Source organism: Caulobacter sp. GW821-FHT10A10 (assembly GCF_059415745.1).
Map to the genome: position 1 here is coordinate 66,658 of NZ_JBWKNV010000013.1, position 16,315 is coordinate 82,972.

Sequence of the window (16,315 nt, forward strand, 5' to 3'; positions counted from 1 at the left end):
CAGCCGACGGTGAACAGGCGGCAAACGCCGGAGAAGATTCAGTTTCCCGTTTGGCTCCCCGTCCGGCGGGCCCGCAGGAAGTCCACGAAGGCCCGCAGCGGGGCGGGCATGTGCCGCCGGCTGGGATAGTAGAGGAAGGGTCCGTCGAAGGGCGGGTTCCAGTCCTCCAGCACCGGGACCAGCCTGCCGGCGGCCACCGCCGGCGCCAGCAGGCCCTCGAAGCTCATCACCACGCCCAGCCCCTCCTCGGCCGCGCGGATCTCCAGTTCCGACGACGAGGTGACCAGCGGTCCCTCCGGCGAGACGCGGATGATCTCGCCGTCCTTCTCGAACTCCGGAACGATCATCGCCCCGCTGGGAAAGCGGTGGCGGATGCAGGGCATGGTCAGGAGATCGCGCGGATGGCGCGGAACGCCATGGCGGGCCAGGAAGTCCGGCGAGGCCGCGGCCTGATAGCGCTCGGGACCCGACAGCGGCACGGCGATCATGTCCTTCTCCAACCGCTCGCCGTAGCGCACGCCGGCGTCGGCCCCGGCCGCCAGCACGTCGACGAAGCTGTCCTCGACGATGATCTCCAGCGTGACGCCGGGATTGGCGCGCAGGAACGGGCCGATCAGTTCGCCCAGCGACAGCTTGGCCGCAGCCCCCGGCACGTTCAGCTTCAGGGTTCCGGTCGGGCTGTCGCGGAACTGGTTCACCGCGTCCAGCGCGCCGGTCACCTCGGCCAGGGCGGGCGCGAGGCGCTCCAGCAGGCGTTCGCCGGCCTCGGTGGCGGTGACGCTACGGGTGGTGCGGTTGAGCAGGCGCACGCCCAGCGCCGCCTCCAGCCGCCGCACCGCCTCGCTCAGCGACGAGGCCGACACCCCGCGGCCGACGGCGGCGCCGCGAAAGCTGCGGGCCCTCGCCACGGCGGCGAAGGCGTCGAGATCGGCGAGGTCGGGGCTGGCCATTGTGCGAATTTCCGAACGGCTCGTGCGTGAGTGAGCGGATTATCGCACAGGTCGCGCGACGGCATAGTCGCCTCGTCAAACACCGCGGCGCTCGGGTCTCCTGCCGAGCCCGCCCCGCACGAAGGAGATCGCCATGCGCACCCTCAAGCTCGGAACCACCGGTCCCGCCGTCTCCGCCCTCGGCCTCGGCTGCATGGGCATGTCCGACCTCTACGGCCCCGCCGACCGGGCCGAGAGCATCGCCACGATCCACGCCGCCCTGGAGGCGGGGATCACCCTGCTCGACACCGGCGACTTCTACGGCATGGGCCACAACGAGATGCTGATCGCCGAGGCCCTCAAGGGCCAGGACCGCGACAGGGCCCTGATCAGCGTCAAGTTCGGCGCCCTGCGCGGCCCCGACGGCGCCTTCCTCGGCTATGACAGCCGGCCCAAGGCGGTGAAGAACTTCCTGACCTATTCGCTGCGCCGGCTGCAGGTCGACCACATCGACGTCTACCGGCCCTCGCGCCTGGATCCCGACGTGCCGATCGAGGACACCATCGGCGCCCTCGTCGAGCTGCGCGACGCCGGCTACATCCGCCACATCGGCCTGTCGGAAGTGGGCGCCGACACCATCCGCCGCGCCGCCGCCGTCGCCCCGATCAGCGACCTGCAGATCGAATATTCGCTGCTGTCGCGCGGCGTCGAGGAGGCCATCCTGCCCACGACCCGCGAACTGGGCATTTCGATCACCGCCTACGGCGTGCTGTCGCGCGGCCTGATCAGCGGCCACTGGGACAAGACCGCCCAGCCCGCCGCCCGCGACTTCCGCGCCCACTCGCCGCGCTTCCAGGGCGAGAACCTCGACCGCAACCTGGCCCTGGTCGAGACCCTGCGCGGCGTGGCCGAACAGAAGGGCGTGTCGGTCGCCCAGATCGCCATCGCCTGGGTCGCCTCGCGCGGCGACGACATCGTCCCCCTGGTCGGCGCCCGCCGCCGCGATCGCCTGACCGAGGCCCTGGGCGCGCTGGACGTCGTGCTGACCGCCGAGGATCTCGCCGCCATCGAAGCGGCCGTGCCCAAGGGCGCGGCGGCCGGCGAACGCTACGCCCCGGCGATGATGGCGCACCTCGACAGCGAGAAGTGAGGGGTCTTCCTCCTCTCCTTTCCGTCATTCCCGCCCTTGTGGCGGGAACCCCTGGTTCCGCTCGCAAGGGCGGAGCAAGCGGATCGCAGGCGATCCGCCCCACTCGCACCTGCGGCTGACAGAGAGGTTCCCGCCACAAGGGCGGGAATGACGGGAGAGGGGAGGGCGAGGATTTTGATCCATCGTCTGCTCGACGGTTTCCTCCGCCGCCGACAAGTTCTAGGCAGGGCGCGCAATCGCGGAGGCTCGGCATGAACGGTTTCAACAGACGCACGGTGCTGGGCGGCGCGACGGCCGGCCTGATGTTGGCCCCCGCCGCCCTGGCCGCCACCGGTAAGGCCAGGGTGCTGATGCTGTCGGACCTGCACTCGGCCTACGGGATCATGCCCGCCCTGATGGAGGCCATGCGCCGCATCGTCCGCCGCGACGCGACGCCCAGCCTGATCCTGCTGAACGGCGACCTGTTCGAGGCCGGCAACGTCGTGGCCAAGCGCAGCGACGGCGAGCTCGACTGGGCCTTCCTGGAAGCCGTCTCCAAGCTGGCCCCCACGGTCATCAACATCGGCAACCACGACGCCGACCTGGTCGAGGACATCGCCGCCGCCGCCGACCGCGCGCGGGCCCTCGGCATCACCGTGGTCAGCAACATCGTCGACAAGCGCACCGGCTGGCCGATGGCCTCCTCGCGCGCCACGCTCGACCTCGGCTTTCCGGTGCATCTGGTCGGCTGGGCCACCAATTCGATCGACACCTATCCCAAGGCGATCCGGCCCGACCTGTCGATCCCCGCCCCGACGCCGTGGGCGCAGGCCAATCTGCCGTCCGCCCCGCCCGAAGACGGCCTTCTGGTGGTGATGAGCCACGCCGGCCTGCCCGCCGACCGGCCGCTGCTGGCCGGCCTGCCCGACCGCACCCTGTTCCTGGGCGGCCACAACCACCTGACCGTCGAGCATGCCCAGGGGCGCAGCCGCTACGTCCACACCGGCGCCTGGGGTCAGCCCCTCACCGTCGCCACGATCGACCGCGCCCGCAGGGCCGACCCGATCCGCATCGCCCGCGTCGTGGTCGACCCGAACGGCCCGGCCGACCCGGTCCTGAAACGTCACGTCAAGGAGGTGCTCGCCGCCCGCCTGCAGCCCGAGGAACGGGCGGTGGTCGCCCGCATCCCCAAGGCCCTGTCGCTGGGCGACAGCGGCCGCAAGGTCGCCGGCCTGATGGCCAAGGCGGCCGGCGCCGACGTCGGCTTCATGGGCCACACGACCATGGGCATGGGCCTGCCGGCCGGCGAGCTGACCCGCTACGCCTACGACTCCGTGGTCCGCTTCGACGGCGTGATCATGAAGGCGGAAATCGACGCGGCCACCCTGGCCGACATCCTGTCGCGCACCGACCAGGATCGCGGCTTCCCGTTCGACAGGCTGACCGGCGACTTCGCCTACGCCAGCGGCCCCACGCGCCCCGACAAGACCCACCTGACCATCGTCACCACCGACTGGTGCGCCGGCCGCCAGAAGGAATATTTCGGCCGCGAGGACCTGGTGTTCAGCAAGACCGACCTGAAGGTGAAGCCGTCGATCCTGGCTGGGTTGGCGGCTTGAATCCTTCTCCCATAGGGAGAAGGTGGCCTGCGAAGCAGGTCGGATGAGGGGTTAGGGACTGAAGACGGCGTGCCGGCACGACGGCCGACACTGTAACCCCTCACCCTCCCACGCTACGCGCGGGCCCCTCCCTCTCCCTCTGGGAGAGGGTCCAATCATTCCACCGTCACCGACTTGGCCAGGTTGCGCGGCTGGTCGACGTCCGCGCCCTTGATGACGGCGACGTGGTAGGCCAGCAGCTGGATCGGGGCCGACATCACCAGGGTCGAGACCAGCGGGTCGCTGGCCGGGGCGGTGACCACCACCTTGGCGCCTTCGGGCGCGTGCTTCACGCCTTCGGTGTCGGTGATGAAGATCACCTGGCCGCCGCGCGCCATGACCTCGCTCATGTTCGAGGCCGACTTTTCAAACCAGCTGTCGTGGGGCGCCAGGATGACGATCGGGGTCTTGTCGTCCACGAGGGCGATCGGGCCGTGCTTCAGTTCGCCGGCGGCGTAGCCCTCGGCGTGGATGTAGCTGATCTCCTTGAGCTTCAGCGCGCCTTCCAGGGCCAGGGCCGACATCGGGCCGCGGCCGAGATAGAGCACGTCGCGGGCCTTGGCGACGTCGGCGGCGATCTCCTTGATCGCGCCTTCCAGATGGATGGCCTCGGCGATCAGGCGCGGGGCCTCCAGCAGCACCTTCACCAGGCGCTGCTCCTCGGCCGCGTCGATGGTCCCGCGCGCCTTGGCGGCGGCCACGGCGATGGCGGTCAGCACGCTGACCTGGGCGGTGAAGGCCTTGGTCGAGGCCACGCCGATCTCCGGTCCGCAGTGGATCGGCCAGACCACGTCGACCTCGCGGGCCATGGTCGATTCCGTGGCGTTGACGACCACGGCGCTCTTCATGCCCTTGGCCTTGCAGTAGCGCAGGGCCGCGAGCGTGTCGGCGGTCTCGCCCGACTGCGACATGGCCACGACCAGGGCGCCCGGCCGCAGGGCCGGCTGGCGGTAGCGGAATTCCGAGGCGATCTCGACGTCCACCGGCAGGTCGGCCAGCTGCTCGATCAGGTACTTGCCGACGACGCCGGCGATGTAGGAGGTGCCGCAGGCCACGATCTGGATGCGCTCCAGCTTGGCCCAGTCGACGTCGCCCGGGATGGCGGTCTTGCTGGTCAGGGCGTCCACATAGGCCGCGATGGTGCGCTGGCACCCCTCGGGCTGGTCGTGGATCTCCTTTTCCATGAAGTGGCGGTAGTTGCCCTTCTCCATCATCACGGCGCTGGTCGGCACGACGCGCACCGGACGGGTCACCGCCGCGCCCGTGGCGTCGAAGATGCGGGCGCTGTCGTGGTCGAGGGCCACGTAGTCGCCCTCGTCGAGATAGATCACCCGGTTGGTGAACGGGCCGACGGCCAGGGCGTCGGAGCCCAGGAACATCTCGCCTTGGCCCTCGCCCACCACCAGCGGGCTGCCGCGACGGGCGCCCAACACCAGGTTCTCGGCCCCCTCGATCAGCACGGCGAGCGCATAGGCCCCGGTCAGGCGGTCGAGCGTGGCCTTGAAGGCGTCCAGCGGGGCCAGGCCGGTGGCCAGCTCGGCGTCGATCAGGTGGGCGATCACCTCGGTGTCGGTGTCGCTGGTGAAGGTGCGGCCGGCGGCGGCCAGCTCGGCCTTCAGCTCGGCGAAGTTCTCGATGATGCCGTTGTGCACCAGGGTCACCCGGCCGGCGCTGTGCGGGTGGGCGTTGGCGACGTTGGGGGCGCCGTGGGTGGCCCAGCGGGTGTGGCCGATGCCGGTGGTGGCGACCAGCGGCTCTGCGGCCAGCACCTCTTCCAGGGCCACGATCTTGCCCTTGGCTCGGCGGCGCTCGACGCCAGTTCCGACGACGCCCGCGATGCCGGCGGAGTCGTAACCCCGGTACTCGAGCCGCTTGAGGCTCTGGACCAGGCGCTCGGCGACGGAGGCCTTACCGACGATGCCGATGATGCCGCACATGGGACATGATCCTTTGTAGAACGCGCCGGGAGGATTATTGCTACCCGAACGGGATATTTCGAGCGCGGCCTTTAGCACTCGCGCAGGGACCGGCGACGTAAATCTGCATTTCGGATCGTTTCGCGGTCCAGACTCCGCCCCGGCGAGGCTCTATATGGGCCGCGCAAGTTCACTTGAGCGACATGAAGACCCCCATGAGCAAGCGCGCCTATTTCGGCACCGACGGCATCCGCGGCCAGGCCAACAAGCACCCGATGACCGCCGAAGTCGCCCTGCGCGTCGGCCTGGCGGCCGGCAAGCTGTTCCGCTCGCAGGACGACCGCCGCCACCTGGTGGTGATCGGCAAGGACACCCGCCTGTCGGGCTACATGATCGAGCCGGCCCTGGTCGCCGGCTTCACCAGCGTCGGCATGGATGTGCGCCTGTTCGGCCCGCTGCCCACCCCGGCCGTGGCGATGATGACCCGCTCGATGCGCGCCGACCTGGGCGTGATGATCTCGGCCAGCCACAACAACTTCGCCGACAACGGCATCAAGCTGTTCGGCCCCGACGGCTACAAGCTGTCGGACGAGCAGGAATTGAAGATCGAGGCCCTGATGGACGAGGGCCTGCAGGAAGGTCTCGCCGCCCCGCGCGACCTGGGCCGCGTCAAGCGCATCGACGACGCCCAGGCCCGCTATGTCGAAATCGTCAAGGCGACCTTCCCGCGTCACCTCTCCCTGTCTGGCCTGCGCATCGTCGTCGATTGCGCCAACGGCGCGGCCTACAAGGTCGCCCCCACGGCCCTCTACGAACTGGGCGCCGAGGTCATTTCGTTGGGGACGTCGCCGGACGGCGCCAACATCAACGAGGAATGCGGCTCGACCCATCCCGACGCGATGGCCAAGCTGGTGCGCGAGTACCGCGCCGACATCGGCATCGCGCTGGACGGCGACGCCGACCGCCTGGTGATCTGCGACGAGAAGGGCCTGATCGTCGACGGCGACCAGATCATGGCCATCATCGCCGGCGCCTTCGCCCGGGCCGGCAAGCTGAAGGCCGGCGGCGTCGTGGCCACCGTCATGTCGAACCTCGGCCTCGAGCGCTCGCTGAAGGACCTGGGCCTGACGCTGGAGCGCACCGCCGTGGGCGACCGCTACGTCATGGCCCGCATGCGCGAGGGCGGCTTCAATGTCGGCGGCGAGCAGTCGGGCCACCTGATCCTGTCGGACTTCTCGACCACGGGCGACGGCCTGATCGCCGCCCTGCAGGTGCTGGCGGTGATGATCGAGACCGGCAAGCCGATGAGCGCCCTGGCCCGCCAGTTCGAGCCGGTGCCGCAGCTACTGGAAAACGTCCGCTTCGCCGGCGGCAAGCCGCTGGAGGCCAAGTCGGTGAAGGAGGCCATCGCCGACGGCGAGGCCGCCCTCAACGGCAGCGGCCGCATCGTTGTGCGCGCCTCGGGCACCGAGCCGCTGATCCGCATCATGGCCGAGGGCGACGACCCGGCCCTGGTGCGCAAGGTGGTCGGCGACATCGCCTCGGCGGTGAAGGCCGTCTGAGCCCGCTTCACGTGCGTTCGCACTAAGTTGTCGAAAAATGGGCGAAAATTCGCCCACAAGGCGACGGCTCAGGTTGTGTTTCGTCAGTTTCGTGACATCGTCGAGTCCGTGGTTAACGGCGCGAGCCCCCACAGCGCCGGGCCACGGGAGGATGTTCCAGGTGTTCCACACGCAGGATACGCGGCCCGTCGCCGCGTCCGGACTTTTGCACAGCCGCGATTTCCGCCGCGCCCTGTTCTTCGGCGGCGTGCTCAGCAGCGCCTTCTGGCTGGCCACGGCGTGGGTGGCGGGACGGCTGTTCCTGAACCTCTGAGCGTCTAGTCCGAGGCCCGCCCGACCAGGGCGTAGTCTTCGAGGACGTCCGCCGGTTCGTCCGTTCGCCGCCGCAGGGCGTCCAGCAGCAGATCGAGCGCGCGGGCGGTCATCCGGTCGATCGGCTGGCGCACCGTGGTCAGCGGCGGCCACACGCGAGTGGCCAGCAAGGTGTCGTCGAACCCGGTGACGGCCAGATCGCGCGGCAGCGACAGGCCGCGCCGATGAGCCACCCACAGCGCGGCGGCCGCCATGTCGTCATTGGCCGCGACGATGGCGTCCGGCGGCTCGGCCAGGGCCAGCAGCCGTTCGGCGGCGACCAGGCCCGACTCGAAGGTGAAGCGGCCCTCGATCACCAGCTCTTCCTCCAGCGTCAGGCCATGCGCTTCCAGCGCCTCGCGGCAGCCCGTCAGACGCTCGACGCTGTCGGAATGGTCCTGCGGCCCGGCGATGATCGCGATCCGCCTGCGTCCCCGGGCGATCAGCCGCTCGGTCATGGCGCGCGAGGCGGCGCGGTTGTCGATGCGGACGGTGAACATGTCGGGCAGGGGCGCGGCCGTGGCGATCGAGGCGGCCGCCAGGCCGAGGGCCCGGAATTGGGCCGAACCGCTCAGCACCGTGTCGAACGGCGGCAGCAGCAGCAGGGCGTCGGCGCCCGATCGTTGCAGCGCCTGGGCGGCGTCCAGCGCCTCGCCCGGGGAGGCCGCCTTGCGGGCCATCAGTTGCAGGCCGCGCTCGGCGCTGGCCACGGCCGCGGCGGCCAGCACCGCGTCGATGAACATGCTGTCGACGCCGGCGTAGAGCAGGCCGATCCTGGCCGGGGTCGCGCCGACCAGCCGCCGCGCGGCCGAGTTGGGCACGTAGCCCAGGGCGTTGATGGCGGCCAGCACGCGCTCGCGGGTCTCGGCGCTGAACTTGCCGGTGTCGTTGAAGACGTTGGACACCGTCATGGCCGAGACGCCGGCCAGGGCGGCCACCTCCTTGATCGTGACCTTGCCGCCCTCGCGGGGGCGTCTTGAAGAGGAGGCGGGCCGTCGCATGACCGTCCGAACACCGTTCGAAAGAGGGTTGTGGTTTAACGATAAACCCAACAAGCCTGCGAGGCGACTCTTCAGCAGCGAAGCTTGTTCATGACCTCATCCGCCGTCCCGGCCGCCAGCCGCACCAAGAGCCACTACGTCATCCTCGACGGCCTGCGGGGCGTGGCCTCGCTGATGGTGGTCGTCTTCCACCTGTTCGAGGCCTATGCCGGCGGCAGCCCGCAAAAGCAGATCATCAACCACGGCTACCTGGCGGTGGACTTCTTCTTCCTGCTGTCGGGCTTCGTGATCGCCTACGCCTATGACGACCGCTGGGAAGGCGGCATGGGGCAGTGGGACTTCTGGAAGCGCCGTCTGGTGCGCCTGCAGCCGATGATCATCATCGGCGGCCTGGTCGGCGCCAGCCTGCTGGCCTTCCAGCACTGGTCGATCTTTCCCAAGCTCGGGACCGCGACGACCTGGCAGGTGATCGGCGTGCTGCTGCTGGGCTTCGTGATGATCCCGCTGCGGCCGTCGGCCGAGATCCGCGGCTGGGGCGAGATCTATCCGCTGAACGGCCCGCAATGGTCGCTGTTCTACGAGTACATCGCCAATTTCCTCTACGCCGTGGGCCTGAGGAAGCTTTCGAACCGCTGGCTGGGCGCTCTGGTCGCCCTCTCGGCCGTCGCGCTGGTCTGGTTGCTGGTGCGCGGACCGCGCGGCGACGTCATCGGCGGCTGGGCGCTGGACGCCAATGGCGTCCAGATCGGCCTGACGCGCGTGATGTTCCCGTTCTTCGCCGGCGTGCTGCTGATGCGCCTGGGCAAGCGGATCAAGGTCAACCATGGCTTCTGGGTGTGCAGCCTGCTGCTGGTCGCCGCCTTCTCCCTGCCGCGCTTCGGCGGGACGGAACGGCTGTGGCTGAACGGGCTCTACGAGGCCGCCTGCATCATCCTGCTGTTCCCGCTGATCGTCGCCATCGGCGCCGGCGAGAAGGACGCCAAGGGGTCCAGCGTCCGGATCGCCCGCGTCTTCGGCGACCTCTCCTACCCGCTCTACATCACCCACTATCCGCTGATCTACATCTACACCGGCTGGGTCATCGACCGGAAAATCCCCGCCGCCCAGGGCGCGCTGGTCGGCGTCGGGGTGTTCGTGGCGGCGGTGGCGATCGCCTGGGCCGCGCTCAAGCTCGTCGACGAGCCGGTGCGGCGGTGGCTGGCGGCCAGGGTGCTGGCGCGCGGCTGAGCCGCAACACCTCAAACTCCCGTCATTCCCGCCCTTGTGGCGGGAACCCCTCTGTCAGCCGCAGGTGCGGATGTGGCGGCGTGCTCAGCACGCCGCTGGCGCCTCACGTGTCAGCGGAACCAGGGTTTCCCGCCACAAGGGCGGGAATGACGGGAGTAAAAGTAGGGTCTTCGTCCGCTCAGAACCCGATCTTCGGGGCCTTCAGGCGGCGCTTGTTGACGTGGCCCTTCGGGGCCGGGGCCTCGATCTCCTCGGGCAGTTCGCCCTTGAAGTAGAAGCGCTGCCAGGCCTCCTTGGTGGCGGCCGGGTCGCGGGCGGCGATGCGGGCGTTGAACTCGCCGCGCTTCTCGGCCCAGACGTCGTACTGCTTGCGGATGTCGGGGTTGGAATTCATGTGCCGGATCACCGGCTGCACGTTTTCCAGCGGCTTGTCCTGGATCATGGTGATGAAGCAGAACGGTTCGCCCTTGGCGAACTTCACCGTGCCGGGCCGCGTGAACACCCAGTTCATCGTGAAGGGGAAGGGCAGCCAGTCGGTCTCGACCAGGCCGGCCAGCGGCTGGATGCCGTCCTTGATGTGGTTGGGCGGACCCATGGTCCAGATCAGCCAGTCCGGCGGCGTGCGGAACAGGTAGCCTGTGTGGAAGGTGATCGTACCGCGCGAGAAGTGCGATTTGACGAAGTCGTCGAAACCCGGGTGCGGGTGGTCCGACTTGAAGGTGATGTCGTTCTGGTGGATCCCGCCGTTCCAGGTGGCCTCGAACCCGACCGGGCACAGGATCTCCCAGCCGGTGGTGTTGGCCATGGTCAGGGGCAGGCAGCGATAGGGATGGCGGTCGGCGAAGTGGTCCATCCAGGCCCGCTGCGGACGCCCAGGCACGATCTCCGGCGGCCGGCTCTCGGTGGGATAGCACTCCAGATACATGCCGCTTCTTTCCCGTTTCTATTGACGACCTTCGTCCTGCCTTAGCCCTTCGGCGGCGCTCCCGTCCAGCCGTCCGCGTCGGCCGGTTCCACGGGCTCGCTGTCGCGGCCCTGGCGCTGGGCCAGCTTGCGCAGCTCCTCGTCGCGGGCGGCGGTGTCCCAGGCCCCGCCCATCTCGCCTGGACGCATCCTGGCAAGGTCGGCGGCCAGCAGGCGGTCCATGGTCTGGGCCGCGTCGCGCGAGGCCAGGATGTAGGCCTCTTCCTGGCCCCACATGGGTTTCAGGTCCTCGAAGGTCTTGCGGTCGTGGCGGCGGAAGAAGGACGTGGCCCGGAACGCCTTGTGGGCGCGGAAACCCAGCTTCTGCAGGGCCGTCGACCCCAGCGCCAGGGCCGCCTCGAAGGTCTCGCGCTCCACCGCGTCGGCGCCGTTGGCCAGCAGGTCGTAGGCGTGGCGGCGGTCCCAGGCGCGGGCCAGGATGATCAGGTGCGGGAAGGCGTTGCGGGCCGTCTCGACCAACTCGGCGGTCTTCTCGCGGTCGTCCAGGGCGACGATCAGCATCCGGGCGTGCTCGGCCCCGGCGGCGCGCAGCAAATCCAGGCGCGTGGCGTCGCCATAGTGCACCCGGCGGCCGAAGCGGCGCAGCAGCTCGATCTGCTCGATGTCGCTGTCCAGAACCGTCGACTTGAAGCCGTTGGCCTGCAGCAAGCGCCCGGTGATCTGACCAAACCGCCCGAAGCCGGCGATGATGATGTCGGGCTCGCCCTCGTCGAAGTTGGGCGCCTCGGGCTCGACGTCGGGGATGGCCGCGTTCATCAGCTCGGCGATGCGTTCGTAGAGGATCATCGCCACCGGGGTGAGGGCCATCGAGACGGCGACGGCGGCGGTCAGCAGGGCCGCCAGGTCCGCGCCGATCACGCCGGCCCCGACCGTGAAGCTCAGCAGCACGAAGGCGAACTCGCCCCCCTGGGCCAGGGCGGCGGCGACGGCCGCCGCGCCGCGCACCGGCGCCTTGAACAGCAAGGCCAGGCCGAACAGCACCAGGAACTTCAGCACCATCAGTCCCAGCACCAGGCCGATCAGCACCAGGGGCTGCCTGGCGATCAGCTGCAGGTCGATGCCGGCCCCGACGGTGATGAAGAAGAGGCCCAGCAGCAGGCCCCGGAAGGGCTCGATGTCGGTCTCCAGCTCGCGGCGGAACTCGCTCTCGGCCAGCACGACGCCGGCCAGGAACGCGCCGAGCGCGGGCGACAGGCCGACCATCTGCATCAGGCTGGCCACCGCCACCACGATCAGCAGGGCCGCGGCGGTGAAGATCTCGCGCAGGCGGGCCTCGGCGATGAAGCGGAAGATCGGCCGCACCACATAGCGGCCGCCGCCGACGACCGCGCCGACGGCGCCCAGCACGGCCAGGCCCTGGGCCCAGGGCGGCAGGTGGGCGATCATGTTGGCCCCGCCATGGCCTCCGGCCTCGGCGTGGATCGGCGGGGCGATGGTCGCCAAGGTCGGCAGCAGGGCGAACATCGGGATCACCGCCAGGTCCTGCAGCAGCAGGATGCCGAAGGCCGCGCGCCCTACCGGGCCTTGCCGCAGGCCCTTCTCGTCCAGGGTCTGCAACACGATGGCGGTGGAGGACATGGCCAGCACCATGCCGACCGCCAGGGCCGTCTGCCACGGCAGGCCCAGCAGCATCGAAGCGCCGGCGATGACGGCGGACGTGCCGACCACCTGCGCGCCGCCGAACCCGAAGATCGCCTTGCGCATCTCCCACAGGGTGGAGGGGCGCACCTCCAGCCCGATCAGGAACAGCAGGATGACGACGCCGAATTCGGCGAAGCGCATGATGTCGCCCTGCTCGCCGACCAGCGACAGCATGCCGGGGCCGATCAGCACCCCGGCGATCAGGTAGCCCAGCACCGAGCCGAGGCCCAGGCGCTTGGCGATCGGCACCGAGATCACGGCCGCGCCCAGATAGACCAGGGCCTGTTTCAGGAACGGTTCCATCGCTTACGCTCCCTCGGCCGCGTGGTCGGCGGTCAGCAGGGCCGACAGCCGCGCCTGGTAGCGCAGGGCCTCGGCCTTCAGCTGCTCGTCGTCCTTCATCGCCGCCCCGTGCACCACGAACGGCGTCTCCCAGACCATGCCGCACAGATAGGCCGTCTGCTCCAGCGGGCGCAGGAATTCGTCCAGGGTGAAGCGGTTGTAGCCCTTGGCGTGATAGGCCTGGGCCGCCCCGCCGGTGGTGCAGGCCACGAACAGGCGCTTGCCGGCCAAGGCGTCGCCGCCCAGGCCGTAGGCGAAGCCGTGCAGCCAGACCAGGTCCAGCCACTCCTTCATCAGGGCCGGCGGCGAGTACCAGAACAGCGGGAACTGCAGGGCGATGATGTCGTGCTGGAGCAGCTTCTGCTGCTCGGTCTCGATGTCGATCGCGAAGTCCGGATAGGTCTCGTACAGGTCGTGGAAAGTGACGCCGGAAAGGGCCTTGGCCGCCTTGGCCAGGGCGCGATTGGCGCGCGAGCGTTCAAGCGCCGGGTGCGCCAGGGTCAACAAGGCGCCGGCGGTGGCGGGCGTCACGAGCGCGGTGTTAGGCTCGCCCGTCACGCGCGCTCACCGATCGAAGTCGCGTGGCGGGAAAATTTATTCATCAAGGCTTGAATTTCTCCGGCCGGCGCTTCAGAGCAGTCGGCGAACGTCGCTCCGGGAGGAACCATGGTCGACAAGGTGAAGTCCGACGCCGCTGAAGCGTTGGCGGGTCTGCTGTTCGACGGCATGACCATCATGGCGGGGGGCTTTGGTCTCTGCGGCATTCCCGAAAACCTGATCGCGGCGATCCGCGAAACGGGGGTCAAGGACCTCACGGTCATCTCCAACAACTGCGGGGTCGACGGATTCGGCCTGGGCATCCTGCTGGAGAACCGTCAGATCAAGAAGATGGTCTCGTCCTATGTGGGCGAGAACAAGCTGTTCGAACAGCTATACCTGAGTGGAGAACTGCAATTGGAGTTCAACCCGCAGGGTACGCTGGCCGAACGCATCCGCGCCGGCGGCGCGGGCATCCCCGCCTTCTTCACGCGCACCGGCTACGGCACCCTGGTGGCCGAGGGCAAGGAGACCCGCGAGTTCGACGGCGAGATGTACGTGATGGAGCGCGGACTGGTGGCCGACCTGTCGATCGTCAAGGCCTGGAAGGCCGACGCCGAGGGCAACCTCGTCTACCGAAAGACCGCCCGTAACTTCAATCCGATGATGGCCACGGCCGGCAAGGCGACCGTCGTCGAGGTCGAGGAGCTGGTCGAGATCGGCGCGCTCGACAAGGACAACATCCACACCCCCGGCATCTTCGTCGACCGCATCATCAAGGGCGCGAAGTTCGAGAAGCGCATCGAGCGCGTGACCACCCGTCAGAAGGAACAAGCGTAATGGCCTGGACCCGCGACGAGATGGCGGCCCGCGCCGCCAAGGAGCTGCGTGACGGCTTCTACGTGAACCTGGGGATCGGCATCCCGACCCTGGTGGCCAACTACATCCCCGAGGGCATGCACGTGACGCTGCAAAGCGAGAACGGCATGCTGGGCATGGGTCCCTTCCCCTACGAGGGCGAGGAAGACGCCGACCTGATCAACGCCGGCAAGCAGACGATCACCGAGCTCGACAGCAGCTCCTATTTCTCGTCGGCCGACAGCTTCGCCATGATCCGCGGCGGCCATATCGCCCTGTCGATCCTCGGCGGCATGCAGGTCTCCGAAGGCGGCGACCTGGCCAACTGGATGGTGCCCGGCAAGATGGTCAAGGGCATGGGCGGGGCAATGGACCTGGTGGCCGGCGTCAAGCGCGTGGTCGTGGTGATGGACCACTGCGAGAAGTCCGGCGCCCCCAAGCTGCTCAAGGCCTGCTCCCTGCCGCTGACCGGCGCGGGCGTGGTGGATCTCCTGATCACCGAACTGGGCGTCTTCGAGATCGACCGCGGCAAGACCCCGGTGAAGCTGATCGAACTGGCCCCGGGCGTGAGCGTGGACGAGGTGAAGGTCAAGACCGAGGCGGCGTTCGAGGTGGCGCTATAATTCCCTCTCTCTCTGAGAGAGAGGGAGGGGCCCACGCCGCAAGGCGTGGGAGGGTGAGAGGTTTCACCCTTTGCTGGGAAATCCTGGTTCCCTTTGTCGGGACCGCCTGGCGGCGCCTCGTTCGGAGAGTTTGTCACCTCTCACCCTCCCACCGCTGCGCGGCGGGCCCCTCCCTCTCTCAAAGAGAGAGGGGCTCCGTGGAGGCGCTGGGCCAGTCCGAACCTTGCACCGCCCCCCAAGCTGCGCCATCTCCGCAGCGGGCGGTCCGCAACCCGCCCGCGTTCGGAGCCGACCCCATGCGCGACTATTTCATCCTGATGGCGGGCTACAACGCCTGGGCCAACGCCCGTCTGCACGCCGCCTGCGAGGCCCTGCCGCCGGGCGGCTTCACGGCCGAGCGCGGCGGTTTCTTCGGCTCGATCGCCGGGACCCTGAACCACCTGCTGGTCACCGACCGCATCTGGACCGCGCGCCTGGCCGCAACCCCGCTGCCGCCCTACGGCCTCGACACCCTGCTGTTCGAAGACCTCGCGTCCTTGCGCGCCGCCCGCGACGCCGAGGACGAAAATCTCATCGCCTATGTCGCCGGCCTCACCGACGAGGCCTGCGCGGCCCAGTTCCTCTGGGTGCGCAAGGCCGACGGCGTCGAGGTGGTCGGTCCGCTGTGGAAGACCCTGGCCCACCTCTTCAACCACCAGACCCATCACCGCGGCCAGGCCCACGACCTGCTGAGCCAGGCCGGGCTCGCCCCGCCGTCGCTGGATCTGCCCGTCTACCAGCGCGAAGCGGGGGTGTGAGGCTGCTCTACCCGTTGCGGAGTTTGTAGGACGGCTGCACCGTGATCGGATGAGCAAGATCGCACAAGCCATAGCCGAGTTTCGCCAAACCCAAGGGCTGAAGGCAGCCCAGGCGTTGGAGGTGTTGCTTGAGGACAGCTATCCCGACGACGCTGTGGTCTTGGATCTGGTCGATGCGCTGGCGCAATTTCGCCCGGGAGGAAGCGGAAGCGACCTTCTGCTGGACGAGGCGGCTATCCTAAGTCTGCTTGAACGCTCCGAGACCCATATCCTCCAGCTTCCTTTGCCTTGCGCGACGAGGGCGTCGTGGAAGGCTTTACCGTCGCCAACGAAGCGAGCGCCGCTTCGCATCGCCAAGCCATTTTCAGACTCTGAAGGCGATAGGATGAGGCGCGGCTTCGTGCCTCGCGAAATGGAGGACCGCTGGTTCATCTATTTCGAGAACGGTTGGCTGAACTTCCATCAAAGCTGGAGCGGCGCTCACATTTTCGCCGTTCGCCTGGATGGCGCGCCATTCGGCGTTCGCATCAGCGATGGGTGGGTTAGCAACGACCATGCCCAGTATCGCTCCCAGGGGAGCGAGCATGACACGGCTTTGGTGCTTGAACTGATCGAGACGTACTTTGGAGACGCCGCAAGCCATCGCTGACCACCCATGGCCGATATCAAATCCGTCTGTTTCCGTGCGAGTTGTCAGTAGCGGTGGAAGTCTCCAGCTCCAGGGCGGGAATGGCGGGAGAGAAGAGCGAGAAAAAGGGGG

15 protein-coding genes are annotated in these 16,315 nt (G+C 68.7%); 9 read left to right on the top strand and 6 right to left on the bottom strand.

Annotation, left to right across the window (positions count from 1 at the left end; all coding sequences use genetic code 11):
- Nucleotides 1-38: 38 nt before the first annotated feature.
- The gene (locus tag AC07NS_RS25450) at nucleotides 39-950 is read right to left on the bottom strand and encodes a LysR family transcriptional regulator (protein ID WP_494607878.1); all 912 of its coding nucleotides are present in this window, start codon (nucleotides 948-950) and stop codon (nucleotides 39-41) included.
- Between the two features lie 133 nt (nucleotides 951-1,083).
- Here AC07NS_RS25450 and AC07NS_RS25455 point away from each other — a divergent pair, with 133 nt between their 5' ends.
- Complete coding sequence (locus tag AC07NS_RS25455) at nucleotides 1,084-2,079, top strand: aldo/keto reductase (protein WP_494607880.1); 996 nt, start codon at nucleotides 1,084-1,086, stop codon at nucleotides 2,077-2,079.
- Between the two features lie 251 nt (nucleotides 2,080-2,330).
- Nucleotides 2,331-3,677, top strand: a complete 1,347-nt coding sequence (locus AC07NS_RS25460) for a metallophosphoesterase (RefSeq protein ID WP_494607882.1) — start codon at nucleotides 2,331-2,333, stop codon at nucleotides 3,675-3,677.
- Nucleotides 3,678-3,832: 155 nt separating this feature from the next.
- Here AC07NS_RS25460 and glmS read toward each other — a convergent pair whose 3' ends face one another.
- Entirely contained in the window at nucleotides 3,833-5,653 is a 1,821-nt protein-coding gene (gene glmS / locus AC07NS_RS25465) for a glutamine--fructose-6-phosphate transaminase (isomerizing) (RefSeq protein WP_494607884.1), read from the bottom strand.
- Nucleotides 5,654-5,847: 194 nt separating this feature from the next.
- Here glmS and glmM point away from each other — a divergent pair, with 194 nt between their 5' ends.
- The gene (gene glmM, locus AC07NS_RS25470) at nucleotides 5,848-7,194 is read left to right on the top strand and encodes a phosphoglucosamine mutase (RefSeq protein WP_494607886.1); all 1,347 of its coding nucleotides are present in this window, start codon (nucleotides 5,848-5,850) and stop codon (nucleotides 7,192-7,194) included.
- A gap of 160 nt (nucleotides 7,195-7,354) precedes the next feature.
- Complete coding sequence (locus AC07NS_RS25475) at nucleotides 7,355-7,507, top strand: hypothetical protein (protein WP_494607888.1); 153 nt, start codon at nucleotides 7,355-7,357, stop codon at nucleotides 7,505-7,507.
- A gap of 4 nt (nucleotides 7,508-7,511) precedes the next feature.
- On the opposite strand, the gene AC07NS_RS25480 is transcribed toward AC07NS_RS25475, so the two are convergent.
- Nucleotides 7,512-8,546, bottom strand: coding sequence for a LacI family DNA-binding transcriptional regulator (locus AC07NS_RS25480; protein WP_494607890.1), 1,035 nt, complete (start codon nucleotides 8,544-8,546; stop codon nucleotides 7,512-7,514).
- Nucleotides 8,547-8,636: 90 nt separating this feature from the next.
- Here AC07NS_RS25480 and AC07NS_RS25485 point away from each other — a divergent pair, with 90 nt between their 5' ends.
- Nucleotides 8,637-9,773: an acyltransferase family protein gene (locus tag AC07NS_RS25485; RefSeq protein WP_494607892.1), complete on the top strand. Its 1,137-nt coding sequence runs from the start codon at nucleotides 8,637-8,639 to the stop codon at nucleotides 9,771-9,773.
- A gap of 178 nt (nucleotides 9,774-9,951) precedes the next feature.
- Here AC07NS_RS25485 and AC07NS_RS25490 read toward each other — a convergent pair whose 3' ends face one another.
- The 3 genes from AC07NS_RS25490 to kefF are packed head-to-tail and all read right to left on the bottom strand — an operon-like array spanning nucleotide 9,952 to nucleotide 13,298.
- On the bottom strand, nucleotides 9,952-10,698 hold the full coding sequence (locus AC07NS_RS25490) for a DUF6065 family protein (protein ID WP_494607894.1): 747 nt from the start codon (nucleotides 10,696-10,698) through the stop codon (nucleotides 9,952-9,954).
- Nucleotides 10,699-10,739: 41 nt separating this feature from the next.
- On the bottom strand, nucleotides 10,740-12,701 hold the full coding sequence (locus AC07NS_RS25495; protein WP_494607896.1) for a monovalent cation:proton antiporter-2 (CPA2) family protein: 1,962 nt from the start codon (nucleotides 12,699-12,701) through the stop codon (nucleotides 10,740-10,742).
- A gap of 3 nt (nucleotides 12,702-12,704) precedes the next feature.
- Complete coding sequence (gene kefF / locus AC07NS_RS25500; protein WP_199228449.1) at nucleotides 12,705-13,298, bottom strand: glutathione-regulated potassium-efflux system oxidoreductase KefF; 594 nt, start codon at nucleotides 13,296-13,298, stop codon at nucleotides 12,705-12,707.
- Between the two features lie 108 nt (nucleotides 13,299-13,406).
- Here kefF and AC07NS_RS25505 point away from each other — a divergent pair, with 108 nt between their 5' ends.
- From AC07NS_RS25505 to AC07NS_RS25520, 4 genes are all read left to right on the top strand, one after another.
- A complete protein-coding gene (locus AC07NS_RS25505) occupies nucleotides 13,407-14,117 on the top strand; it encodes a CoA transferase subunit A (protein WP_494607898.1) in 711 nt (236 codons plus the stop codon).
- Nucleotides 14,117-14,758 (top strand): 3-oxoacid CoA-transferase subunit B, encoded by a 642-nt coding sequence (locus AC07NS_RS25510; RefSeq protein ID WP_494607900.1) that lies wholly within the window; start codon nucleotides 14,117-14,119, stop codon nucleotides 14,756-14,758. The genes AC07NS_RS25505 and AC07NS_RS25510 overlap by 1 nt, the downstream gene beginning before the upstream one ends.
- A gap of 296 nt (nucleotides 14,759-15,054) precedes the next feature.
- Entirely contained in the window at nucleotides 15,055-15,555 is a 501-nt protein-coding gene (locus AC07NS_RS25515; RefSeq protein WP_494607902.1) for a DinB family protein, read from the top strand.
- 49 nt (nucleotides 15,556-15,604) lie between these two features.
- The gene (locus AC07NS_RS25520) at nucleotides 15,605-16,204 is read left to right on the top strand and encodes a hypothetical protein (protein ID WP_494607904.1); all 600 of its coding nucleotides are present in this window, start codon (nucleotides 15,605-15,607) and stop codon (nucleotides 16,202-16,204) included.
- Nucleotides 16,205-16,315 lie beyond the last annotated feature (111 nt).